General features: G+C 62.2%; 17 protein-coding genes, 1 tRNA gene and 1 pseudogene. 8 read left to right on the top strand and 11 right to left on the bottom strand.

Features of this window, described 5'->3' with window-relative positions:
* Positions 1-28 precede the first annotated feature (28 nt).
* Genes ACEQX1_RS04960 through ACEQX1_RS04950 form a run of 3 tightly spaced genes read right to left on the bottom strand, consistent with a single transcriptional unit; the run spans position 29 to position 4,124 of the window.
* Entirely contained in the window at positions 29-1,189 is a 1,161-nt protein-coding gene (locus ACEQX1_RS04960) for an ABC transporter permease (RefSeq protein ID WP_370196174.1), read from the bottom strand.
* Positions 1,186-2,184 (bottom strand): ABC transporter permease, encoded by a 999-nt coding sequence (locus ACEQX1_RS04955; RefSeq protein WP_024351820.1) that lies wholly within the window; start codon positions 2,182-2,184, stop codon positions 1,186-1,188. Before ACEQX1_RS04955 ends, ACEQX1_RS04960 begins: the two co-directional genes overlap by 4 nt.
* Entirely contained in the window at positions 2,181-4,124 is a 1,944-nt protein-coding gene (locus ACEQX1_RS04950; RefSeq protein WP_370196175.1) for an ABC transporter substrate-binding protein, read from the bottom strand. The genes ACEQX1_RS04955 and ACEQX1_RS04950 overlap by 4 nt, the downstream gene beginning before the upstream one ends.
* Before the next feature lie 311 nt (positions 4,125-4,435).
* Between ACEQX1_RS04950 and ACEQX1_RS04945 the strand changes: the two genes are divergently transcribed.
* The 4 genes from ACEQX1_RS04945 (at position 4,436) to ACEQX1_RS04930 (ending at position 8,876) form a co-directional block, all read left to right on the top strand.
* Entirely contained in the window at positions 4,436-5,659 is a 1,224-nt protein-coding gene (locus ACEQX1_RS04945; protein ID WP_370196573.1) for a glycosyltransferase family 4 protein, read from the top strand.
* Positions 5,656-6,735: a hypothetical protein gene (locus ACEQX1_RS04940; protein WP_370196177.1), complete on the top strand. Its 1,080-nt coding sequence runs from the start codon at positions 5,656-5,658 to the stop codon at positions 6,733-6,735. Before ACEQX1_RS04945 ends, ACEQX1_RS04940 begins: the two co-directional genes overlap by 4 nt.
* Positions 6,736-7,177: 442 nt before the next feature.
* Positions 7,178-7,267 (top strand) — tRNA-Ser (locus ACEQX1_RS04935).
* Between the two features lie 85 nt (positions 7,268-7,352).
* Entirely contained in the window at positions 7,353-8,876 is a 1,524-nt protein-coding gene (locus ACEQX1_RS04930) for a DUF6538 domain-containing protein (RefSeq protein ID WP_188076489.1), read from the top strand.
* 841 nt (positions 8,877-9,717) lie between these two features.
* On the opposite strand, the gene ACEQX1_RS04925 is transcribed toward ACEQX1_RS04930, so the two are convergent.
* Positions 9,718-10,251, bottom strand: a complete 534-nt coding sequence (locus tag ACEQX1_RS04925) for a hypothetical protein (protein WP_188076490.1) — start codon at positions 10,249-10,251, stop codon at positions 9,718-9,720.
* A 534-nt stretch (positions 10,252-10,785) separates the two neighbouring features.
* Here ACEQX1_RS04925 and ACEQX1_RS04920 point away from each other — a divergent pair.
* Positions 10,786-11,841: pseudogene (locus ACEQX1_RS04920) on the top strand (IS66 family transposase); the annotation flags it as partial.
* 477 nt (positions 11,842-12,318) lie between these two features.
* Positions 12,319-13,266 carry a helix-turn-helix domain-containing protein gene (locus tag ACEQX1_RS04915; protein WP_370196572.1) on the top strand — a complete coding sequence of 316 codons (948 nt, stop codon included), beginning with the start codon at positions 12,319-12,321 and terminating at the stop codon, positions 13,264-13,266.
* A 414-nt stretch (positions 13,267-13,680) separates the two neighbouring features.
* Here the strand turns inward: ACEQX1_RS04915 and ACEQX1_RS04910 are convergent, their stop codons facing one another.
* From ACEQX1_RS04910 to ACEQX1_RS04890, 5 genes are read right to left on the bottom strand one after another with little or no spacing between them, the layout of a single operon-like run.
* Positions 13,681-13,881: a hypothetical protein gene (locus ACEQX1_RS04910; RefSeq protein WP_370196571.1), complete on the bottom strand. Its 201-nt coding sequence runs from the start codon at positions 13,879-13,881 to the stop codon at positions 13,681-13,683.
* Between the two features lie 22 nt (positions 13,882-13,903).
* Positions 13,904-14,815 carry a hypothetical protein gene (locus ACEQX1_RS04905; RefSeq protein WP_370196570.1) on the bottom strand — a complete coding sequence of 304 codons (912 nt, stop codon included), beginning with the start codon at positions 14,813-14,815 and terminating at the stop codon, positions 13,904-13,906.
* Positions 14,815-15,990: a patatin-like phospholipase family protein gene (locus tag ACEQX1_RS04900; RefSeq protein WP_370196569.1), complete on the bottom strand. Its 1,176-nt coding sequence runs from the start codon at positions 15,988-15,990 to the stop codon at positions 14,815-14,817. The genes ACEQX1_RS04905 and ACEQX1_RS04900 overlap by 1 nt, the downstream gene beginning before the upstream one ends.
* The gene (locus tag ACEQX1_RS04895; RefSeq protein WP_372521422.1) at positions 15,983-18,223 is read right to left on the bottom strand and encodes a ThiF family adenylyltransferase; all 2,241 of its coding nucleotides are present in this window, start codon (positions 18,221-18,223) and stop codon (positions 15,983-15,985) included. The genes ACEQX1_RS04900 and ACEQX1_RS04895 overlap by 8 nt, the downstream gene beginning before the upstream one ends.
* 2 nt (positions 18,224-18,225) lie before the next feature.
* Positions 18,226-19,356 carry a hypothetical protein gene (locus tag ACEQX1_RS04890; RefSeq protein WP_370196567.1) on the bottom strand — a complete coding sequence of 377 codons (1,131 nt, stop codon included), beginning with the start codon at positions 19,354-19,356 and terminating at the stop codon, positions 18,226-18,228.
* Positions 19,357-19,564: 208 nt separating this feature from the next.
* Between ACEQX1_RS04890 and ACEQX1_RS04885 the strand changes: the two genes are divergently transcribed.
* Positions 19,565-19,885 (top strand): helix-turn-helix domain-containing protein, encoded by a 321-nt coding sequence (locus tag ACEQX1_RS04885; protein WP_040325318.1) that lies wholly within the window; start codon positions 19,565-19,567, stop codon positions 19,883-19,885.
* A gap of 36 nt (positions 19,886-19,921) precedes the next feature.
* Positions 19,922-20,758, top strand: a complete 837-nt coding sequence (locus tag ACEQX1_RS04880) for an ImmA/IrrE family metallo-endopeptidase (RefSeq protein WP_370196566.1) — start codon at positions 19,922-19,924, stop codon at positions 20,756-20,758.
* A gap of 16 nt (positions 20,759-20,774) precedes the next feature.
* Here ACEQX1_RS04880 and ACEQX1_RS04875 read toward each other — a convergent pair whose 3' ends face one another.
* Positions 20,775-21,062 (bottom strand): hypothetical protein, encoded by a 288-nt coding sequence (locus ACEQX1_RS04875; protein ID WP_188076497.1) that lies wholly within the window; start codon positions 21,060-21,062, stop codon positions 20,775-20,777.
* An 800-nt stretch (positions 21,063-21,862) separates the two neighbouring features.
* A complete protein-coding gene (locus ACEQX1_RS04870) occupies positions 21,863-22,474 on the bottom strand; it encodes a hypothetical protein (RefSeq protein WP_370196565.1) in 612 nt (203 codons plus the stop codon).
* Positions 22,475-22,600: the final 126 nt, after the last annotated feature.

Here is a 22,600-nt window from a genome sequence, read left to right as displayed (position 1 = left end):
GCTGGAGCCGCGTCGGGTGCGGCGCGGGTCAGTGGTGGTGGTGCGGATCGACGGCGTCGCGCAGCCCGTCGCCGACGAAGCTGAAGGCCAGCACCGTCAGGATGACCGGCACCATCGGCAGGAGCAGCCAAGGATAGAGCGCCACCGCCTCGATGTTCTGGGCTTCCGACAACAGGACACCCCAGCTGGTGATCGGTGGCCTGAGGCCGAGACCCAGGAAGGACAAGGCCGTCTCCGCCAGGATCATCGTCGGGATCGACAGCGACGCCGAGGCGATGAGATGGCTCATGAAGTTCGGCAGCAGATGGCGGAAGATGATCCGGCGCGGACGGGCGCCGAGCATTTCGGCCGCGACGACGAAATCCTCCTCGCGCAGGGCGAAGAGCTTGGAGCGCACGGCGCGGGCGAGACCCGGCCAGTCGAGCAGGGCGAGGATCAGCGTGATGCCGAAATAGATCAGCAGCGGGCTCCAGGTAACCGGCAGGGCGGCCGACAGGGCCAGCCACAGCGGCAGTTCGGGCAGCGAGCGCAGGATCTCGGTCACCCGCTGCACGACGGAATCGATCCAGCCGCCGAAATAGCCGGCGAGGCCGCCAATCGTGATGCCGAGGATGAAGCTGAGGGTCACCCCGACGAGGCCGACGGTGAGCGAGATGCGGGCGCCGCTGAGAATGCGCGAGAGCATGTCGCGGCCGAGCCGGTCGGTGCCGAGCAGGAACAGGCTGCCGCCCTCCGGCGGGCAGACCAGGTGCCGGTCGCCGGAGACCAGCCCCCAGAATTCGTAGGGGTCGCCCTGGCAGAAGAAGCGCAGCGGCAGCGGCTGGCTGGTGTCGGGCGTGTATTCGCGCTGCAGGGTGTCGAGATCGAGGTTGAAATCGAGCGGATAGACGAAGGGCCCGACGAAGCTGCCCTCGTGGAACAGATGCACGGCCTGGGGCGGGGCGAAGATGAAGTCGGTGTGCCGGCTCTGCATGTCGTAGGGCGCCAGGAACTCGACCACGAGGATCGAGAGATAGCTGACGACGAGGAACGCCAGCGACACCACGGCGACGCGGTGGCGCAGGAAGCGCCACCAGATCAGCCGCGTCTGGGAGGCCTCCATATAGGCCAGCGACACGGTCGAGCCAGCCGCGACCGTGGCTTCGGAATCGAAGGGCTCGCGCGAGACAAAATGCGGCGTCTCGCTCATCGGATGGTGGTCTTTCCGAGCCGGATGCGCGGATCGAGAATGGCCAGCAGCACGTCGGAGACGAACATGCCGACCACCGTCAAAAGGGCCAGGAACATCAGGAAGGAGCCGGCGAGGAACATGTCCTGACTGCGCAGCGAGGACAGGAGCATTGGCCCGGTGGTGGGCAGCGACATGACCGCCGAGATGATCACCGAACCGGAGACGATCTGCGGCAAGAGGCTGCCGAGGTCGGCGATGAACGGATTGAGCGCCATCCGCAGCGGGTATTTCAGTAGCACCCGGTGTTCCGGCAGGCCCTTGGCCCGGGCGGTGACGACATATTGGCGGTTCAACTCGTCCAGGAGATTGGCGCGCAGGCGGCGGATCATGCCCGCAGTGCCGGCCGTGCCGATGACCAGCACCGGCACCCACAGATGCGACAGCACGGAGCCCGCCTTCTCCAGCGACCAGGGCGCGTCGATGAAACGGGGGTCCATCAGCCCGCCGATCGAGGTGCCGAACCAGACATTGGCGAGATAGAGCAGGATCAGCGCCAGCAGGAAGTTCGGCGTGGCGAGGCCGAGAAAGCCGAGGAAGCTCAGGCCATGGTCGCCCCAGCTGTATTGATGGGTGGCGGAATAGATGCCGATCGGAAAGGCGACCAGATAGACGAAGATGACCGTCGCCACGTTGAGCAGCAGCGTCAGCGGCATGCGCTCGCCGACGATGTCGGCGACGGGCTGGTTGTATTCGAAGGAATAGCCCAGATCGCCCTGCATCAGCCCGGTCACCCAGACGAGATACTGCTCCCACAAGGGCTTGTCCAAGCCGTATTGCTCGCGCAGGAAGGCGATCTTGTCGACGGTGACGTTCTCGCCTTGGGCGCGAATCTCGGCGATGTAGCTGGTCAGGTAGTCGCCGGGCGGCAGCTGGATGATGACGAAGACCAGCACGCTGATCGCCAGCAGCGTCCAGGCCATGGTGACGAGGCGGCCGGCAAGATAGCGGATCATCCGTGTTTTCCTGCCAGGGCGGACGCGCCGCAATCGAACCAGAACCCGTCCGGATGGTAGATGCCGAAATAGGCGCCGGGCTCGTAATTGTAGACGCCGCGCTCGGGCACGTTGTTGAGCGTGTCCGCCACGGCGACGATCTGGTCGACGCCGGCGACGATGCCGATCGTATAGACCTGATCGGCGGAAATCCGCAGCATCCGGCCCCAGATGTCGGCGCGCTCGGCGTCGTCGTCGGTCCGCATCCAGCGCTTGCGCAGCTCGGCAAGTTCGCGCAGCGGCGCCAGCGCCTCGCTGCCGCCGATCGCCTCGCCGCCTTCGCCGCCGGTCTCGGTCTGCATGCCGAAGGACGGCCATTGCAGCTGTTCGGCCGTGGAGGGGGCGAGTTCGGCCGGGTCGGTGGCCGGCGTCGGCACGCCATTGTCGAGACCGGTCCAGACCGACATCAGCGTCGAGCCCGCCTTGATGCGGTTGCGGAAGACCTCGCGCTGGGATTCGCGGATCAGGAGATCGATGCCGAGCCGGCGCCAGTCATCGTGGATCAGCTGCAGGACGTCGCTCTGCTCGCGGCTTTCGCCGGCGGTCTCGACGACGATGCGCATCTGGCGCCCGTCGGGCAACAGGCGCAGGCCGTTGCGGCTCTCGCGTTCCAGACCCAATTCGTCGAGCAGCGCATTGGCCGCGTCCGGATCGTAGCCGGCCCACATCGTCGGCAGTTCCGGGTCGAACAGGGTCGAGCGGGGCAGGACGGTGTTTCCGCCGGGCACGGCAAGGCCGTAGAAGATCGCCTTGTTGATGTCGTCGCGGTTGATCGCCAGGGACAGCGCCCGCCGGAAATTGGCGTCCTGGACCAGCCGGCGCCAGGCCGGGTCCTTCACGTTCAGATTGGGGTAGAGCGTGACGTGGGAACCGCGGCCGGATTCCCAGCGGCGGACCTCGAAGCCGCCGCGCGCTTCGGCCCGCTTCAGGAACGGATAGTTGGGAAAGCTGAGATAGGCGGCCTGCAGGTCGGCCTCGCCATTGGCCACCTTGGCCGGGATCAGGTCGGCATTGGCGATCGTCAGGGCGACGGTGTCGATATAGGGCAGCTGGCGCCCCTGCGCGTCGACACGGTGGAAATAGGGGTTGCGGGTGAACATCAGCCGTTCGGAGGGCGGCTCGGTGGCGAGCTTCCACGGCTGCAGCGTCGGCAGGTCCGGATTGTCGTTGCGGTGGCCGCGGTCCATCTTGAAATGCAGCGCCGCCCAGTTGCGCTGGCCTTCCGCCTCGACCCGCGCCGCCAGTTCCTCCGGGTCCGCATAGGCCTCGTGGAACTGCTTCAGGTAATGGGACGGGCGGTAGAGCTCGAAGGGCAGGGCGGCGGCCTGGGTCGCCAGGAAGTTCGGGTTCGGCCTGGCCCATTCGTAGCGAATTTCGTAGGGCCCCGGAAAGGTGACGCGGGGTGGCTTGCCCTCCACCAGCAGCTCGCCCGGAATGCCGAACCGCGCGATCTGCGGGTTCTGCGCCATGTCCTCCCAGAAATAGCGGAAATCGTCGGCAGTGAACGGCGCGCCGTCGGACCATTTCATGCCGGGCCGTAGATGGAAGGTGAAGATACGCCCCTCCTCGACCTCGAAGCGCTCGGCAATGTCGGGGACGAAGGCGTAGTCCTCGTCATAGCCGACGAGGCGGGCATAGCCGAAGACCGACAGGGTGCGGGTGTCCTTGGCGCTGCCGCCGATCATCCGCAGCGTGCCGCCGAGCCGGTCGGCCGGGCAGGTCGCATCGACGGGCATGACCAGCGGGCGCTCGGGCAAGCGCTCAGACACCGGCGGCAGGTCCCCGGCGCTCACCGCCGCCTGCAGCGCGGCGGGTTCGCCGAAGGCCGGGCCGGATGGGTCCGCGATGGCCTGCTCGGCCAGAGCCGGCGCCCAGAGGATCGCCGTCCAGAGGAGGGCCATGCCGGCGAGCGCTCCCTGCCGAAATGCTCGCTGCTGCCGTGTGGATCGATGCATGGACGGGCCCTTGTCTGCTGCGTCAGTAAGCTGTGCGCCCGCCGGCTTGTCAAACCAGTTGCGGCGGGAAAGCGTGGGCATCTCACCGCGCCCCCACGGCATCGCAAGGATGCTGCGACCCGGCCCGGCCTCGCACGGGTTGCGAGCCGCCGGCCATGTGACTAGATGGCCGGCATCCGGCCCGCCTTCCGGCGGGGAACGGGCACCTGCCGGTCATCCTCGGCCAGTGCCGGACGCTGTCGCAAGGACCGACCACCATGGCAGGACGCATCGCCACGATCGTCAAGGGCTATCCGCGGCTGTCGGAGACCTTCATCGCCCAGGAGATCGCCGGGCTCGAGGATCGCGGCGTCGCCCAGCTCATCGTGTCGCTGCGCCAGCCGGCCGAGAAGCGGGTGCATCCGGTGCATCGGCGGATCAATGCCGAGATCCTCTATCTGCCGGAATATCTGAAGGACGATCCGGCGCGGGTGCGGGCCGGCCGCGCCTTTGCCGAGCGCCAGCCGGGCTATCAGGCGGCGCGGGCGATGTTCGAGGCCGATCTGACGCGCGACCCGACCGCCAACCGCCACCGGCGCTTCGGCCAGGCCTGCGTCCTCGCCCATGAGCTGCCCGACGACATCAACTGGCTGCACACCCATTATCTGCATACGCCGGCCTCGGTGACGCGCTATGCCGCGACGATCCGCGGGATCGGCTGGTCGTTCTCCGCCCACGCCAAGGACATCTGGACCTCGCAGGCCTGGGAGCTGACCGAGAAGCTGGGCTCGGCCGCCTTCGGGGTGACCTGCACGCAGGTCAATCTCGACTATCTGCAGTCGCTGGCCCCCGAACCCGGGCGCGTCGAGCTGGTCTATCACGGGCTCGACCTGTCCGGCATCGAGCCGCCGGAGCGGGCCGCGCGCGGCGAGCGCCCGTTCCGCATCGTGTCGGTCGGGCGCACGGTGGAGAAGAAGGGGTTCGGCGATCTGATCCGCGCGCTTGCCCGGCTGAAGGATCGCGACTGGACCTTCGATCATGTCGGCGGCGGCGCGATGACCGCCAGGCTGCAGCAGCAGGCCGACAAGGCCGGGATCGGCGACCGCATCACCTGGCACGGCAGCCGCGAGCGCGAGCATGTCTTCGGGCTGCTGGCGCGTTCGGACCTGTTTGTCCTGCCCTCGCGCATTGCCCGCAGCGGCGACCGCGACGGCCTGCCGAACGTCCTGATGGAGGCGCAGGCGCACCGCCTGCCGGTGGTCTCCACGAAGGTCTCGGCGATCCCGGAACTGGTCGAGGACGAACGCACCGGCCTGCTCGTCGCGCCGCGCGACCCAAAGGCGCTAGGCGAGGCCATGGCGCGGCTGATGGACGATCCGGATCTGGCCGCGCGGCTGGCGGCGGCCGGCGAGCGCCGGGTGCGCGAACGCTTCTCGCCGAAGCCCGGCATCGACCGGGTGGCCGCGCTCCTGAAAGCGACGCCCGCCCGGAACGCCGCGTGAGCCCTGCCGACTTCCCCCTGGCGCGCCGGCAGCTGGACGCGGCGGACGCCGCCGGTGTCGAGCTCGCCTTCTGGTGGCGCGACGACGACGCCCGGGGCGCAACGCCGGAGCTCGGGCGCCTTCTGGCGCAGCGCCGGGAGACCGGTGTGCCGCTGGGGCTGGCGGTGATCCCCGACGGGGCCCGGCCAGATCTCCTCGATGGCATGACGCCGGACAACGACATCCGCCTGTTCCTGCACGGCTGGTGCCACGCCAACCACGCGCCGGCCGGCGAGAAGCGCGCCGAATTCGGCGATCATCGCCCGGTGGTGGCCATGCTGGAGGAGATCCGGCGGGGCCGCGACCGGCTCGCCGGGCTCGCCGAGGGCCGCTTCCTGCCGGTCTTCGTGCCGCCCTGGAACCGCATCGGCCCCGGCATGGCCGCCCGGCTCGGCGACGCCGGCCTGCCGGGCCTCTCCATTTTCGCCAAGCCGGCATCCCGGCATCGCGTCCACACCCATCTCGACCTGATGGACTGGCGTGCGGGCCGGGCGCAGGACGCCGCAACCCTCGACAGGCTGCTGGCCGCGCAGATCGCCGCACGGTTGATGGGCGAGGGGGGAGCATCGGCCAGTAATCCGTCCGCCGCGCCGATGCGCCCGGACACGCCAATGGAGGCGCCGGCCCGCACGCCTGCCAGTGGCGCTGACCCCGTGACGGGTGAAACATCGGCAAATATCGCGTCCGCGGCGCGGATGCGCCGGGGCATGCCAGCGGAGACGCCGGCGCACACACCTGCCGGCGGTGCTGACCCCATGGCGGGTGGAACATCTGCCGCTAGTCCCTCTGCCCCAGAACGCCGGGGCACGCCTGCCGCGGAGCCGATCGGTACGCTTGCCGGTGGTCCTGGGTCCGTTGGGTGGCCGCCCTCGGGGGGGCAGCCGATCGGCCTCCTGACTCATCACCTGCAGCATGACGCGGCCGCGTGGGAGCGCCTCGCGGCGCTGCTCACGCTGCTCGCGCCACGCCCGGGCGTCGTCTGGCCGAAACTGCCGGACCTGTTCGCCCTGGAACCGGTGGCCGCGACCCGCACCTGACGGCTGAAGGCCGAGCGCGGCTCACCCGCGGCACGCCGTTCCCGCGGAGTGGCCGACGTGTCGTCCGCAGCGGACGCCGCAGGATGTGCCCTGCACGCGAGAAATGCGCAGCGGCCTTGGAGACCGGTCAGGGCAATTGCGCCGCGAGCCGGCGAGCGCGACCGGCCATCGCGGAGCAGCGCGAGGACGACGGCGTTCTTTCGCGCGCAGTCTCAGTAATGGACCACGAAGCTGCTCACGTGCCCTGAATGGGCCGCCGAGATGAAAATCGTGTGGCGGGGCCCTTGTGCACGCGGCCCCGGCTTTGATAAGAGACCGGCGCGCTCGCAAGGCGCCGACCAATGCCTCGGTTGATTTGAAGCCCGCACCGTCCGGACGCCCGTCGTCCCTACCCGGCGCGACACCTTCGAACAGGATGGTCCCGACCGACGGGGCAACGGCCGGAGAGGTGGCAGAGTGGTCGAATGCACCGCACTCGAAATGCGGCATACGTGCAAGCGTATCGGGGGTTCGAATCCCCCCCTCTCCGCCATCCAGCTTCTAAGCCATTGATTTAGACTTACGCTTTATCGCGTAAGGGTTTCGCAATCGCCGCGTGGTACACAGAGGTGGTACACATGGTGTTGCGTATGGCTCGACCTTGGAAGCATCCAAATAGCGGGGTTTTCTATCTGCGCGTTCGCGTCCCACGCGATCTCGTCAGCCTTGTCGGGCGGAGGCTCGAGAAGCAGTCGCTGCGGACGAAGGATGTTGGCGAGGCGCGCGTGCGCTTTTCGAAGGCGATGGCGGACCTCACCGATCGATGGTCGAACCTACGTCAAGGACTTGTTCGTCCGACCTTCGAGCAGATGAACGCGTACAGCGCGGAATTCTACGACGTCTATTGCAAAGAGATCGAGACCGGACCCTGGTCGCCCTTCTGGGACGAAGCGCTGGCGGCCGTCATCAGCCGCTTCATCGAGAAGCCGGATGATCCAAATTCGCACGGCGAGTTCAAACGCCTGTGCGGTGGTCAGATCGATGACTATTTCGCGCAGCGAGGCATTCGGATCGTGCCCGAGATGCGCGGTGCTGTTGATCTGAGGATCGCCAAGGCGATCCTCGATGCGATTTCGGTCCGCGTCAGGCGTGTTCTCGATAACGACTTCGCAGCCGATTCGATGGAAGCGAAGTACCAGCGTCCGGCCGGATCGAGGTCGATGCTGAAGCTCGATGACGCGTTCGAGACGTATGCGCAGACGGTTGCCCTGTCCGCAGCAACACGCAAGCGCTGGCTGCCGGCCTTGCGGACACTAACCGCGCACAGCGGAACCAACGACCTCGCGCGGATCACCGACGCTCATGTCGGCACCTGGATCGAATGGCTGCGCGCGGACGGCAAATCCCAGCGGACGATCAAAGACGTGTATCTTGCCTCGGCAAAGGCACTGTTCCGCTACTACGTGGGCGAGCGGAAGCTCGCGAGTAATCCGATCGATGGATTCAGCGTTCGGGTCCCGAAGCGGCGCACGCTGCGGGGACCGGGGCTGACGGATCGAGAAGTGCAACTCGTCCTCGACGGCACGCTTCGGGCGCCGCCACCAAGGCTTGCGCCGTGTCACGTCGACGCGAGACGATGGATCCCCTGGCTGGCGCTCTACACCGGCGCGCGAGTCAACGAACTGACGCAGTTGCGGAAAGCTGACGTGGCCCTAGTCGACGGCATTTGGAGCCTGACGATCACACCTGAGGCGGGAAGCGTGAAGAACTACAAAGTTCGCATCGTTCCGCTGCACGATCACCTCCTCGAGCAGGGCTTCGTCGAATTCGTGCAGCGCTGCCAGCGGTCGACGCTGTTCTTCACCACTCGTGGCAAATCAACGAAAGCGGCGCTGACGCCCTACAAGAAGATGGGCGAGAACCTCGCAAGTTGGATCCGTGAGCTAGGGGTCACCGATCCCCAAGTCGCGCCGAACCATGGTTTCCGCCATAGGTTCAAAACCATGGCCCGACGCGTTGGGATGGACGCTGAGATTCGAGATTATCTGCAAGGCCATGCCCCCCGAACGGAAGGCGAGCACTACGGCGAGTTTCCGACGACGATCCTGAAGACGGCGATCGACCTCATCCCCACCTGGACGGAAGGCTCGAAGACATCGTAGTCAAAAACGGCCAAGCTGGCCTGATAACCGCAACGTTCCATCAACTCGGCGCCGGTCGCGACGCAGGCCTTTATTACGCCAGCGAGCGGAAGAAGGAAGCGCGACGCCGCAAACTCTACCTTTCGCACTTTGGTCTAGTGACCGTGATCTGACGATCTGAAACATCCACTTCTCGCGTCCTTGCGTATTCGGCACAAAATTTATTTGACAAGCCGCTGACGTAGGTCAGACATTGAGCCACCATGATGCATGCCCCAGCCTAGAACTGATGCGACGTCGACGCGGACGCTAGCAGGCGAGCTCCGCCTTCACTGTTGTCTGTTAGATCTAGTCGGGTTCAGCATCGTGATAGACAGCACGGGACTTCCAGTTGACCATGTCAGTATCGGCCCGAAACCACCAGGCTGAACCGGCGCACCGGCAACCGCTCCGGCATCTCGAAGTATCCGGTCGCCATCTCTGCCTCTGGGCGTTGGGTGGCAATGGACGCTGCGGCCACCGCTGTCGGGCGACATTGACGACTGGACCCAAGACGGGATGAGAAGCAGGCCCCGTCTTGTCGGAAGGCGTTCAAATGACGGAAATAGTATCGCGAGGGGTCCTTCGCGGAGGATTCGAGACGCGAACACCCAAGGAAGTGTCGACGTGGGGCTTTTATCGTATCGCGGCGGAGTATGGGTGCTCGAGGAACATGATGAGGCGACGGTTTGCGGTGCGAGGCTGGCGCACCGTCGTAAGTGATGAAGTCGGGTGGAGTTCGGACGCCGTCACCCTTGGCAAAGAGGCTGCCTGAGTCCCAAAAGAGCGCCCGCTCATTCCGACGGCATTTTAAAAGGTTGCGTCAGCGATCTGACGGTCGTCTAGGGCGCAGTTGCACGGCTTTCTTTGTCACAAGTGATTGACGGTGGATATCGGCCGGCGACTGTGGCGGCTGCGCTGGAGGGCGGATGACGAACTGGATGTCTGCCGACTTACGTTGGGAGATCCAGTGCCGGCCCTCTTCTATGCCGAGGAGTTCGGTAAAAGCCGTGGCTTCTTCATCGTTCATGCGCACCGTTACAGTCTCCGCGAGATGGTCGAGCGCTATCAAAATTCTGATCGCATCACCGTGCATGCGGGCGGCATCCGGAGTCAAAAAGGAGGCCGACAGCGACATTCCGCTGGGATCCACAACTTGGTAGCCGGTCGAGTTTTCGCGGACCGTGAGCTTGGCGCGATCAAAAAGTTCATCGGATTCTTCGAGAAGAATTGAGAATTCATCATCTAGAGGATACCCGTGCTCAGGAAATACCTGAAGGAAGAAATCCTTTACGCTCGATGCCTCTATCAGGCTCGTATCCCGTACACCGTAAAGAAGTTCACTGAAAAAGGTCATCGTCGATAATCCGCTGCCGAATCGCCACCGTGGAAAGTTTACAGCCGATGCGTGCTTTTGTCGTCGGGAAGGGCGCGACTGGGGGGCAACGGGCCGGACCCAAGGCAGAGCTGACAACTAGGGCACGAAACAAGTGCCGGATGCTGTAGCCCACGGTGGACGCTAAAAACGAGCTCGGCCGTTAGAAAGCCGCGCCTCCTGCACCCCAGTCAGGAATACTTCGACGTCCGCCTCGATCGCTTATGCGAGCAACCGGCAGGCGCCCTCGCGCAGAACCGAAGTCAGGGGATCCTCGATCGCCTCGCGATGTCGAAATGCGGAAACGGTGGTATCAGTCGTCACAGGCGTATCACTCCTCCGGAGGTTCGGACAGGCTTCAGCAACCGCCACCGATACGCCGCCGTTCTCAACCGTCATCACAAAGGTCTTTCATAGCTCTGGGCGCAACCGCGCAGATCACAGGCGCGGCCAGCTACATAAGCCGAATTTCAGCTCATCGAATATATCGGCCTATCTGCGCTTTCGTGCTCCCAGTGCCCCTGTTGCCAGGCGAAACTCTCTGACGACTTGCCCGCCGAGACGGCAAGCGAATACGAGACGATCGAGCTTCCCGAGATCCATCCTTTGGTCGAGCGCCACCGGCGCCTTTCTGTGCGATGCCCGTCCTGTGGGGTGCTGGTCGCAGCAAAGGTGCCGGACGCGGCGAACGGCACGCCCTTCGGACCGCGCATTCATGCCGTGGCGACCTATCTCAAGACCTTCCAGGCTTTGTCCTATGAACGGCTGCAGAGGGCGCTTACCGATCTCATTGGGCTCACGATCAGCCAAGGCGGCCGGATGAACATGCTGCGGCGGTCACAGACAGCCTTCGTGCCCGAGCGCGACACGGCCATCGCTGCCCTGCGCCGGGCGAAGGTCGTTGCCTCCGACGAAACAGGTGTGCGCATCGAGGGCTCGAACGCCTATCAATGGGTGTTCCGATCGAACGAAGCTGTGGTGCATCGCGCCGCTGCGACCCGGGGCGCCGTCGTCGTGCGCGAGCTGATGCAAGGGCATCGACCAGAAGTCTGGTGCTCCGATCGCTATTCGGCCCAGCAGGGGCATGGCGCAGTGCAGCAAACCTGCCTCGCCCATCTGGCCCGGGATGTCGCCTATGCCGACCAGACGAGTGACGACATGCTGCCGTCGCGACTTCGGCTCTGGCTCAAACGAGCCTTTGCCCTGGCCGATGGGATCGAAAGCTTTGCGGCCTCGATGATCGCCACCAAGCGCCGGACCCTGGAGCGAAGTCTTGCTGCCATTCTATCGGCGCGAACCACATGCGATCTGGCTCGTGATCTTCAGAAGAAATTCCGGCGCGCCCGCGATCAGCTCCTGACCTTCGCCGCCTATCCCGGACTGGTGGAGCCCACCAACAACGGCTGCGAACGGACGCTCAGACCCGCTGTTATCCAGCGCAAAGTGACCAATGGCTACCGCGCAATGTGGGCGACCGAGGGCGAAGCCGACATTCGCACGGTCGTCGATACCGCAAGGCTGCGCGCCGGCACCAACACTTTCCAGACCATCCTCAAAACCGTCAGCGTCTGACGGCTGAGGCCGGAAATCGCGGGGGTGGGCAATTACTGACTAACTGCCTGATCGGCGCCGTCTTCCTGAACGCCAACGACGAATGGCAGACGCAGAATCGTTACATGCAGACCGAGCCTATGGTCGAACTTATGGCCACAGGCAGCAAGCCAGAAACCATACGGATTTCCATCGCAGCCGTTTGACAGTTTGCACGGCGCCGCTTCCGTTGCACCTCAATTTCCACCACGCTGACGGATGCGACCAAGCGTGCGGCTTACCTAAGAAAGAACTAGCCCGTAACGCCGCTCGATATGCGTAGCGTGTCTCAGCAGGCACGCAACGCATATCGACCGAATTTACGATTGGGATACCTGCAGCAAGTCATCGTCTGCGTCGGTGGACTAATGAGGTGTCGCGTTACCGCGCGATCGGTCCATCGAGAAAGGTTGTTGGGCCATCTTGCCACTTCGAGATTCAGAGAAGACAAGTCTGCGCTTGCGCGCCGCGCGACTTGCGAGCGGGCATCTCTCCTCAAAAGAGGCTTGCACTAAGTTCAGCATTCCATTGTCCACCTACCGTGCCGCCGAGGCCGGGACTCGAACAATATCAGCGAGCATCCTCGATCAGGTGAGACAAAATTTCGCTGTGTCGAGAAATTTCGTGGAGTTCGGCCAAGCTGAGAGCGCCCTTGAGCGGAATGCTCTAGTCATAGCCGCCACGTTGGCCGCTACCAAAGGCTTCACCAAACGCTCTGGTTGGCAGAGCAGCGACGAAACAGCAATTAAACTACGGCGTGCGAGAGCTTTCGCTGGCTTCCGAAATGCAAATGCGGCCGCTCGAAAGTTCGGCTGGAGCTTTCCAACATACGCTGCGCACGAGAACGGGACGCGTTCGATTACCGTCGACCGGATCGTGACTTACGGAGCCGCGTTCAACGCCAATCTAGCGGAACTGATGTTCGATCGCCAATCGGAGGTCGCTGTGAGCATCGAGGAATTTGCAGGGAGCGCGCCGCCGCCCATGCAAATCTTCCGGCCGGTAGGCGAACCCGAATGGAACCCAGACCTGCCTTGGATGCATTGCAACGGTCGCCCGTGGGCGCTTCCACTCCTGGATCGCACGGCGACCGGAGCCCTATCACTGTCCAAAACGTTGTTCGCTATTCCAGAAGAATTAAATCTTAGGCACACGGTGTCCAACGGGCTATTCGCGGTGGTTGCTCGGTCCTTCGTCGGTCACCAGGAGAACGCTGTATTCATAATTGACCGTTCCGGCGTCAGCGCGACCCGCAAGGAGGTCATGATCGACGACGGCTTTCTTGTCCGCAATCAAGGCGAGTGGGATCCGCCTGCCTGCTGGGCCGATCCCCTTCAGATGCGAGGAGACCGTCGTCAACCCGTAGCCCTCGGCTACAGGGTTGGTCGAATTGTCTTCGAGTGGTGAGCGACCTCTACGCTGGGCCAAGGTCTTGCGCGGATGCCGGCCGTCGACGAAGCCTGTCACACGCGTGTGTTCCTGAGTTCAGACGCGAGTTACCCCGCCAGCCGGCAATTGCATTCCCGCAGTTGGTGTAGCTCGGCGACAGCGTCCCTCATGTTGTTCGCGCCTTTAATCGCGCTGTATGATGAGATTTGCGGCGCAGGGGAAAGGTATGTCGCCAGCGCTTTTCCTGTTCCCTAGTAGTCAAATTTCTTCCAGATAATTTGAGCTACACTTCGGCGAAGAAATCCTTAATAATCATGCTGATCTGGAAATCGGACCAACATGATGAACAGTAGCGCAGCCAACGTCACTAGACCTACCAATCCTGCTGGACCGCAGACCGCAAAGAAGGAGGCGAAATTTCGGTGACGATCTTCAATACTGACGAACCTGAATATCCGGCCGAATCACGGCGGATCCGATCAAACCAATCGGTAGCAGAACCCCTGTCATAAAGCAGGCATAAGGCGTCGACCAAACGACGAATCGCTCGATGAAGCTGATCTCGTCGTCAGCCTCGTTAAGTGCCCTGTAGCGGTAAGGCAGGTTCGATATAAAATTGACGATGCCGAGCATTCGTATCTCCCTTTGTGAATTGCTAGCCAGATTTTGCCATCAGGTATCGCCGCGGATCGACATCGATTACATCCGGTAGCCTGCGGAATTGGGCCGACTTGGTCGTGAGGCTGTAGCTACCGTCTTCGTCCGCTATGATTCGCATGCTCCCGTCACGACGGGTGGTGAAAACATGACGTCGATCAGGCGGCAGCCCGAAAGGCTGGAGAGCTTGAATCCCAGGGACTCTGGAGCGGTACCAATCATCTGCGCTCTCCTGAGTACCGTGTTGGATCGCCGAGTCCGAGAAAACGACCGCGTCGGGCGCCATGATTCTCATTGCCTCGTCGCTCTGCCCGTTCTCTCGACCGTGGTGCGCGGCGACCAGAATGCTCGAATTCTTCAATTCCGTCGCGATGGCCGAGTACGCCAGGAGGTTCCTCCAGCCGGCCGTTTCCAGATCGCCGCCGAAAACAATGCGGAATCGGCCGTGAGTGAAGACATTTAATAGACTGAGATTGTTTGTGCTGTTGGGAAAAGCGGCGGGACTATTCCACCCAACAGACCAATCAATGAAAGAGGGGCGGCCGCGATAAAGATCGAGATGCGCCCATGTGCCTGGTCGCCGGCACGCAAGCATCTGGTTGAACGCCGTGATCCCGCGACCCATGCCGCCGCATCTGAGCTTTATGCCCTGAAGCGTGAGCGAATCCACCCACGGATTTGCGGTGATCAGTCCTGGCTCGACAGCCCTGACCACGTTGCCGAAGTCGGCAACATGATCTTCATCAAGATTGGTGATGGCGAGTGCGCCGATGGAATTCCACGGATGATGGTCGGATGGAGACCATCTGTCGTCGCTTCCGCAATCGATCATGATCCGGTAGCCGTCGGCACAGGTGATGACAGCACACGCGCCGTGACCAACGTCGTGAATATCGATTTGAATGGTCATTACGTCTCCCCACCGTCCCGCCCAGGCCGCCGCGCTGCTCTCGATTTCAGGTATGGGTTTGTCGAATGGGTGCCTATCGTCAGATGCACCGCTTCGGACCCATGTCGCGCTATGCGATCGAAATCGTCAGTCTCGATCTGCGTCAGCGTCGTGGGATAGGTGAGGCACGAATCGCAGGCAGCGTCGGTGAGGTAGTCGTCCGTCTCGGGCAACCTGAGGCCGAATTTGCGCGCCGGGACGCCGATCCGGAGTAGATAGCCCTCGATTTCGTTGCTCTCGATGGACTTCATCAGCACGCGAGAGCGCAGCGCCCGGATTTGGTCGCTCGCAATGTCAAAAAGGCGGGGCGAGGCCAACCGTCCCGCGAGCAGCGACGTGGCAACCGTTTCCGGCTCGCCGAGAGGCCCGGACGCGTCGCTGCAGATCAGAGCATCGAAGTTTTGCAGTCCTCCAGCGGGCTTATAGAGCGCTTCGAGAGCCATGTTTTCGTAGGCGCCGCCGTCCCAGAGATGGACTTTTTGAAATCTTGGCTTGACCTTCTGGATTGGCTCTTTCGTCGCCGGATCCGTCTGCCACCAACCCTGCGGGGAAATCGTCAGCGGCATCGCGCCAATCACGTACGGCACGGCCGCGGAAGCGGCGATAGCGTCGGCGACCGCCACCTCCGGGGAATAACGACGACCAAACTGCCAGTCGCCCATCGCCTCTTGGCTGAACCGCCAGTTCTTGCCCGTTTCGATACAGGTCGTATTGATGTGCCAGAGAGGCGATTTCGGCAGATCCGAGAACTTCATCCGAATCCGCCAGCGTTGGTGGAGCAGGCGCGAGAGAATCCCGGCTCTTCCGGAAACGAGTCGGAAATTCTCGCGCAGAACGCCTCTGACACCTAAGGCCTTGAGGCTGAACAGGTCTGTCGTCGTTAGCATCTCTCGGATCGAAGGATAGACCTTACCCAGGAAATCGGCGGATGAGGGCCATCGCCCGCCTGCATGCGCGAAGATCGCGCCGGTCACGAGACTTCCTCCAGACACCGTCGATATCTGGGTCACGTCTTCCAGGAGATTGCCTTCGGCTAGCTGCCGAAGAACCCCGAGATGAAAGACGGCGGCACGGATACCACCGCCTGAAAGGGCAAGACCGATCCTCGGTGAGACGCTCCTCGCCGCATCATCCATGATGAGCTTCTCGAATGAGGAAGCCGATATCAGTCTCTCCAATGATCAGGGAGACGGCAGGCAGACCGTCGATCTCCAGCGCGACCGACAAATCCTCGATCTGCTTCATGTCCACCGAACTCGGCGCTGCCGAGTGCCCGGCCGGATGTGAATGCCACTCGCCGACGTATCGGACCTGCCCCCCGGAGCGAGTCTGGGCGTCGTCAATCCGCCGACGAAGATTTCGCTTGCCCCGCTCGAAACTCGTCGGCGTTCCCACGCTGTCTTTCGGCGCTGGTAGCGCATGTACGACCGAAATGATGCGCGCCTCGTAATCGATCATGCCCATCAGCGATCCGCCGGTCTCGTTCGGCAACGCGATCTTCCGCTTTTCCACGAGTTCATCGAGTAGGGAGTGAACGAACAAGACGGTCCAGTCTGCGGCTTCTGCACGAATGGTAGCGACAGGAACTGGAAGGCAGTCGATCGCACCGTTGTCCCGCATCGTCCAGATTTTCAGAACGGGGTCTTCGGCGCTCGAGGCGTCCGGCACAGATCCTGCGATCAAGCCACTCAGCACGGCGACAGAGGATGTAGGAATCCGGTTGGTCAGGGCACGGCATGCGCCGGTAAAGCGCATTTGCTGCCCAGACTGGTGGTGGTCGTGGAGAAGCGGATTGGTGAGCACTTCGCGCAGATACACGGCCTCGACATCCCTGAGTGTCACTTTCCTATCCGCAGATTCACACATCAGAACTGCCGATCGTCCCGCCGGCGTGAAGAAGGTACTGAGGACCCGCGGTGTGCTAGGGCGGTCCGCGAGCCAGCGCGAAACCGTCACGGAAGCGGAGGCGTCAACGATCAAGTCCGCACTGTCCAGCGCCCCGGCCGCCTTCCCGTCAGGTCCGCCCCGAAGGACGTTCTCGTGGATTGGGATCAGATCGGCATCGCCACGGATCGAATGAAGACGGCTGGCAAGTCGGTTGACTTTGGAACGGCCGAGATCGTTAGCAAGCAGCGTGTGCCTGCTGACATTGTGCGGGAGAAAGAAATCGTCATCGATGATCGTCCATTGGAACTGTCCCTCGCGGACGAGCATCTCGGCAAGGCTGGAGCCAAGCGATCCGGCTCCGATCATCGCAACGCGGCGAATAGCCGTTTCCTCTCGCCCCGACATGAGCTTAGCTCTTGCCGCATTCAGCTGAAGGTGAACGGGAGCCACCGAGACTCCGATCGTATCCAGCCCCTCCGCCTGCGGCTTCGCCGCGAAGAGACGCACATACTTAACCTCGCCCGCTTGATCGCTGTCATTGGCATCCAGAATTCCAAGCGCCTGGCCAATTTCACCACCACTGCTGCTGCACATGAAGGCCGAGAGGTTGGTGCTGCCAATCTCCCCTGTACGGGGGTGGATCTGGGGCATATGCAGAAGAATACAGAAGCTCCAGGCCTTGTCCCTGTCTTCTCGAGCAAGGGCCAACCAATCCTCCACGGCCGACTGGAGTGCGGGCAGGAGGTCCAGATCTCGTTCTTTGAGCATTTCAACGAGCCGGCGAAGGTTCTGCGGCGCTCGTCTGATCCTCGACATCTTGTCGGGCCTGACCTCGGCATAGACAACCTGCAGGCCGGCCGTAGACACCGATGCGGCACGTTCTCGATCGAATGGCACCACGATTAGGTATTTTCGGCTGTCATCGGTCGTCCAGATATCCAGCCGCTCGCCGTCAGCCATTGTCTGCTCGGCCTGCGAAGTCACGATCACTTCGTGAGCGCTGTCATAGAGGAACACCGGATCGTAAGGCTGATCGGTGCCGTGCAGTTCTCCCTGACAAGCCTTGTCGAACCACATGACAATACGTCCCATGAGTTCTGATGGGGTGTAATTGGCCCGGGCATCCTGCCACGGCCGATCGTCGATGCAGAGCGCGCTCGGCTGGCCTTCAGGCATCAGGTTCTGATGGGGCGTGTCGGGGAAATCCTCCCGGGCAACGAAGACCCATGGCGCGCCCTCGTTGTCAGGGAAAAAGGCGACCGATATCGCCTCGGTTGGAAGGATCGGGTAAATGGGACGCTGCGGGACGCCGATCTTCAAATCGAGAGAGACAATCTCGCGGCCTGACTTCGCATAGCGCCGACATTCCCGCAGCTGAGCGAAGTCGGCGCAAGTTTCCTCGACGTACTTTGCGAACGCGATTGCCAATGGTGCCTCAAGCGACGTGCGGTCGACCTCTTCACTGCTCTTTGGGCGCCACATATTCAGCCCGCCCGAGACGATTCAGAAGTGGCAGCCCCTGAGGACGTCGGAGCGCCAGCCAGGACAACAGAGACGCCCGTCGACGTCACCTTCAGCTTGGTCGGCTTCGGCTTCGCGGTGGTGGGCGATTCCATCGTCACGATGAACTGGCCATCGGAGTCCTTGATGATCCGCTTGTAGTAATTCGCGGCCTGGCGATGCGGTGGCTGCTTGTCATCGTCCTCGGCGCTGCCCTTTGCGGGAATCGGCCAACTCGGGGAAATGATGATCTCCTTCTGACGAGCAAGCTCTTCGAAGAGCCACTTCACGTCCTCGACCGGTTCGGTGACATCGTCGCCTTTCTCGCTGGACAGGGCGAGGTAAGAGCAGTGATGGAACAGCTTGAGGACGTCCCATTCCAGACGGTCAGAGTTCCCGTACTTCCGTGACGTCCTGACAATCTCCGACAGGGTTTCGTGCTCGATGTCGGCACCGAGGAGGATGTGGCTGTCTTCCCCTCCATCCCGGAGAGTCATCTGCATGACGATTGCGTTCTGGTTCCGGTCTACGAGACCGTCGTCCTGACGCCAGGCGAAAGGACTGTGAACGAAAAACTCGGCTTGCTCGCCGCCATCGAGATCGAAGCCCGGCACCGTCTGGCCGGCATCGACGAAACAGTCCTCCCGGTCCTCGACCGTGAGTCCCCATTCAGCGAGAAGACCGGCAAGTGCCTGAGGACGTGAGAAGACCTTGATGCCCTCACCATTCTTCAGGCGGTATCGCGCCTCCTTCCAGATGCTACGCGCATCGTCCTGGAGCTTCTTCTCCGTCAGTGCAGCTGCCGGAACCCACAGCTCGTCCATCTTGACCCGGTCCGAGGACTGTTTGGCGCTGGTATGCTCGAACCAGAAGAAGTCGCCGGCGCCGTCGACGTGATCCTCATCCAAGTGGGTGAAGACGGCGACGCGGAAACTATCGCGATCCGCGTCCTCGAGTTCACCCTTGAGGGCTTCGGCCAGATCGATCCGCTTATCGTAGCGATCGTTCGGATCTCGCCGGTTGGCGTAGTCAACGACCATGAGGTCGTTGTTCGCAAAACGGGTCAGGTTCGTATCGGCGTTCCCGAGGGGGTAGACGGTGAAGTAGGCTGGCATCGATCTCTTCCCTGTATCTCGTCGTGACCGGTTTGCCGTTGCTCTTGAGTGAGGTGCCCTCATAACGACAAGAGTCGGTTAACCATAAAATAAAATTCGGCTCACCGAACGTGATATGGACTATCGACTATCGCTGTGCAACCCCATAATTTCCGATATACCGAACTTAGTGCAATGGACGGTCAACGTCTGATTCTGGGGGTGTGCGATGCCGGAAGCTCTGAACGAACGTGTTCGGCGGTTACGGAAGGCGAAGAAGATGACCTTGGAAGCGCTGGCAGAAGCGAGCGGGTCGAGCCGGAGCTATATTTGGGAAATCGAGAATCGCCCGGAGACAAAGCCATCGGCCGAGAAGCTGGCGCGGATAGCGGAAGCGCTGGACACGACTGTCGAGTTCCTGATGGCGGTGGACGAATCATCGGTCTCGGAGGAAGATGCCACTGATCGCGCATTCTTCAGGAAGTACCGGTCGCTGGACAACGATGCGAAGTCCAAAATCAGGAAGATGATCGACCTCTGGGACGACTGACGAGATGCCATGACGCCGGAACGATGGGCTTTCGACTTGACCAAAGTTCTCAGGGCATTCGACGCCGACTGCTATCCTATAGACGTCGAGAAGCTGGCTCGGGAATATTCAGCGCAACGGTTTCCGGATGACGCAGTCACTGCGGTCAGGGGCGGTGACATCGAAGGTTTCGAGGGGATGTTGAAGCCTGCGCCCCGCGGTCGGTCGGGCTGGGGAATTTTCTACAACGACACGACGACCGAGGGCAGGCAGCGCTTCACGATCGCCCACGAATTCGGACATTACCTCCTGCATCGCCTCGATTTCCCCGATGGGATCGAGTGCTCCACCGAAGACATGTTTGGTCAGGGTGCTGAGTATCGGGAAGTCGAGCGGCAGGCCAATCTTTTCGCAGCAACCCTCCTGATGCCGCTCGACCATTTCCGAGAGCGGATCGATGCAAATAGTCAGCCGGACTGGAACGATCTGGCGAAGGTCGCGCAGCTATACGGAGTATCGCTACTCGCATGTTGCCACCGGTGGATGGAATACACTTCTTCACGGTCATGCCTGGTGACGTCCCGTGACGGCTACATTTTGACGTCCAGGTCTACCGACGCGGCATTCCGATCAGGCCTTTACTTCAAAACGAAAAATGTCGTCCCTGTAGCGGTCCCGTCGGGGACACTGACGGCTATGAAGTTGGCGCCTGGGGGGAAGCATTCCGTAAGCCATCGAGCCGGCGTGTGGCTCCCTGAAGCTTGCGTGGAGTGCACGGTAAGTGCCAGCGCATACGACACGACGTATACGCTGCTCCATTGCCCACAGCGGTCAAACATTTCGCTCACCGTCGATGCGGTAGAGGACATGGTCGATCGTTTCCGATCGTCCTAGCAGGCTGTTGAAGAATTCACCCACGTTCGCAAACGAACCCTGAATCGTCGCCGTTGTGGATGTAGAAGTGCCCGACGAGGCGTCCGGCGGTGCCGAGTGCTGCCCATCCGCGACCGCAGGCGGGGTCATTCTCGTCTTGTCCCTCCCACGAGAACTCTGCACAGGCGGATCCGTCGCGTGCGCCATAGCGGACGTCGAGGAAGCCCTTGAGCGCGCCGAAGGCGATCTCGCCATCCGCCGTTCCTTGGAAGCTGAGATTCGCTTCCTCGACCAGGTCGAGGAAGTCATTGTCCCAGTTGTCCATCTCGGCGTCGGGTTTGGTGAAGAAAGTCCGCTCGGCTCGGAGTAGCAGACATCGAAGCGCACGAAGTGCTCGGTCCGGAGGTAGGGCCATTGTTCAACACTCACTGATCGGGTGGTCGCCTGCCGGAACGCCGGATAAGACCGGCATCGGCTACAGCCCTGCTCCGGCGCCAACGCACCGGAAAGCATGGAAAGACGGCCGGAGGCGAGAGCGTGCCGGACGTCCGATCAGATGAGAGTTCGAGGGGGCTGCTTCGCAGGAGGACCCGTCAGTCCGCAACGGTTATCGGCTACCACGGGGTCGATGAACCCGCCGGTCGGCTGAACGAGCCGATCCGCCTGCGGTCCGAGAATAGCCGCGAAACTACCCGAGCCGCAAAGGAAATCGCATGCGATGCCCATATCGCCGGCTTCAGAATCATCTCAGGTTTCGCAGCCCGCCGTGTCCATGGATGCAACGTCGACAGCGATCATGTCGGCGGTCATCTTCGCCGAACCTGCGGCATGTGCAGCCGAACCCGCCGCGAACGCGGCGAGCAGAGCGACGAATATCAGGCGGCGATCAGCGTCATGACAGTGAGATTAGACCTTCCACTAACTGAAAGGTGAAGGCGGATGAATCAGATCCTCAGAGCGTGGTGACGCCGGTTATCCGGAAGCAGGCTATGCGAAAATCATCCTGTTGTGTCGCGGGAAGCGATCTATGTGTCGCAAATCGCGGCGGAAGTTCGCGTTTCCGGACCTTGTGGATCGGGCCAAACGCAAACTATTTGTCGGGCTACGTCACCGCACGCCTCTAAGCTAGCGCTTCGATCGTGGTGTCCGGACGAACATCGGCACGTCGAGCTGCTCGCCGTCCTTATGTAATCCGTCCAGCCGAAGGAGGGCTAACGTAGCCTGCTGGAAGGATGGGCTCGCGAGAAAAGCAGTGAAACGTTGGGCCGTATTGCTCGGCGAGCGGTTGAGGTCGCTCGAAAGTCGATCCCAACTCACCTCGTTGCGAATGACCCACGCACCGGAATCCACATCGTTCCGCGTCGCCATACTATGCTTATGGTGCAGAAAGCGCGCCTTCTGCACGTGGGGTTCTATGGCTGCCCATTGCTCGTCGGACAGTACCAAGCCGCTACTGGATTCAGAAAAGAGTGGCAATCTCAGGATTGGATGGTCGATCTTCTTTAGCTTGTAGCGCAGCAGGCGGGTCGGTCGCGGGAACGATTCGAGCTTTTCGAATGCGAATGCCCCGCTCGGGCGCAATGAAAGAAGACAAGCTCGAAAGTTTGCTACGAAAGCCTCGCTGCGACGCAAGTCGAGTGCAGCATTGTAGACAGCCTTGTCTGCGCTTCCCCCAGCCAGCATGATGTTGCGAAACGCTGCGTCGGCGGTCATGGACACGATGAATGCATTCAGCATGACCTGAGACCCTGAACTTCCTCCAGATTTGGGTAGAGTCCGTCGATCACGGAGACGGACGATGCGACCATCACGGTTCACAGAGGAACAGATCATTGGAATGCTGAAGGAGCAGGAGGCCGGCGC

Source organism: Aurantimonas sp. (assembly GCF_964217435.1).
GTDB lineage: Bacteria > Pseudomonadota > Alphaproteobacteria > Rhizobiales > Rhizobiaceae > Aurantimonas > Aurantimonas coralicida.
Note: the sequence above shows the minus strand (reverse complement) of the source record. Positions and strands in the feature narration are given on the sequence as shown.

Coding starts and splice junctions, on each gene's coding strand:
- ACEQX1_RS04960 (WP_370196174.1), bottom strand. CDS start 1,189: ATGAGCGAGACGCCGCATTTTGTCTCGCGCGAGCCCTTCGATTCCGAA.
- ACEQX1_RS04955 (WP_024351820.1), bottom strand. CDS start 2,184: ATGATCCGCTATCTTGCCGGCCGCCTCGTCACCATGGCCTGGACGCTG.
- ACEQX1_RS04950 (WP_370196175.1), bottom strand. CDS start 4,124: ATGGCCCTCCTCTGGACGGCGATCCTCTGGGCGCCGGCTCTGGCCGAG.
- ACEQX1_RS04945 (WP_370196573.1), top strand. CDS start 4,436: ATGGCAGGACGCATCGCCACGATCGTCAAGGGCTATCCGCGGCTGTCG.
- ACEQX1_RS04930 (WP_188076489.1), top strand. CDS start 7,353: ATGGTGTTGCGTATGGCTCGACCTTGGAAGCATCCAAATAGCGGGGTT.
- ACEQX1_RS04925 (WP_188076490.1), bottom strand. CDS start 10,251: ATGACCTTTTTCAGTGAACTTCTTTACGGTGTACGGGATACGAGCCTG.
- ACEQX1_RS04910 (WP_370196571.1), bottom strand. CDS start 13,881: ATGCTCGGCATCGTCAATTTTATATCGAACCTGCCTTACCGCTACAGG.
- ACEQX1_RS04905 (WP_370196570.1), bottom strand. CDS start 14,815: ATGACCATTCAAATCGATATTCACGACGTTGGTCACGGCGCGTGTGCT.
- ACEQX1_RS04900 (WP_370196569.1), bottom strand. CDS start 15,990: ATGGATGATGCGGCGAGGAGCGTCTCACCGAGGATCGGTCTTGCCCTT.
- ACEQX1_RS04895 (WP_372521422.1), bottom strand. CDS start 18,223: ATGTGGCGCCCAAAGAGCAGTGAAGAGGTCGACCGCACGTCGCTTGAG.
- ACEQX1_RS04890 (WP_370196567.1), bottom strand. CDS start 19,356: ATGCCAGCCTACTTCACCGTCTACCCCCTCGGGAACGCCGATACGAAC.
- ACEQX1_RS04885 (WP_040325318.1), top strand. CDS start 19,565: ATGCCGGAAGCTCTGAACGAACGTGTTCGGCGGTTACGGAAGGCGAAG.
- ACEQX1_RS04875 (WP_188076497.1), bottom strand. CDS start 21,062: ATGGACAACTGGGACAATGACTTCCTCGACCTGGTCGAGGAAGCGAAT.
- ACEQX1_RS04870 (WP_370196565.1), bottom strand. CDS start 22,474: ATGCTGAATGCATTCATCGTGTCCATGACCGCCGACGCAGCGTTTCGC.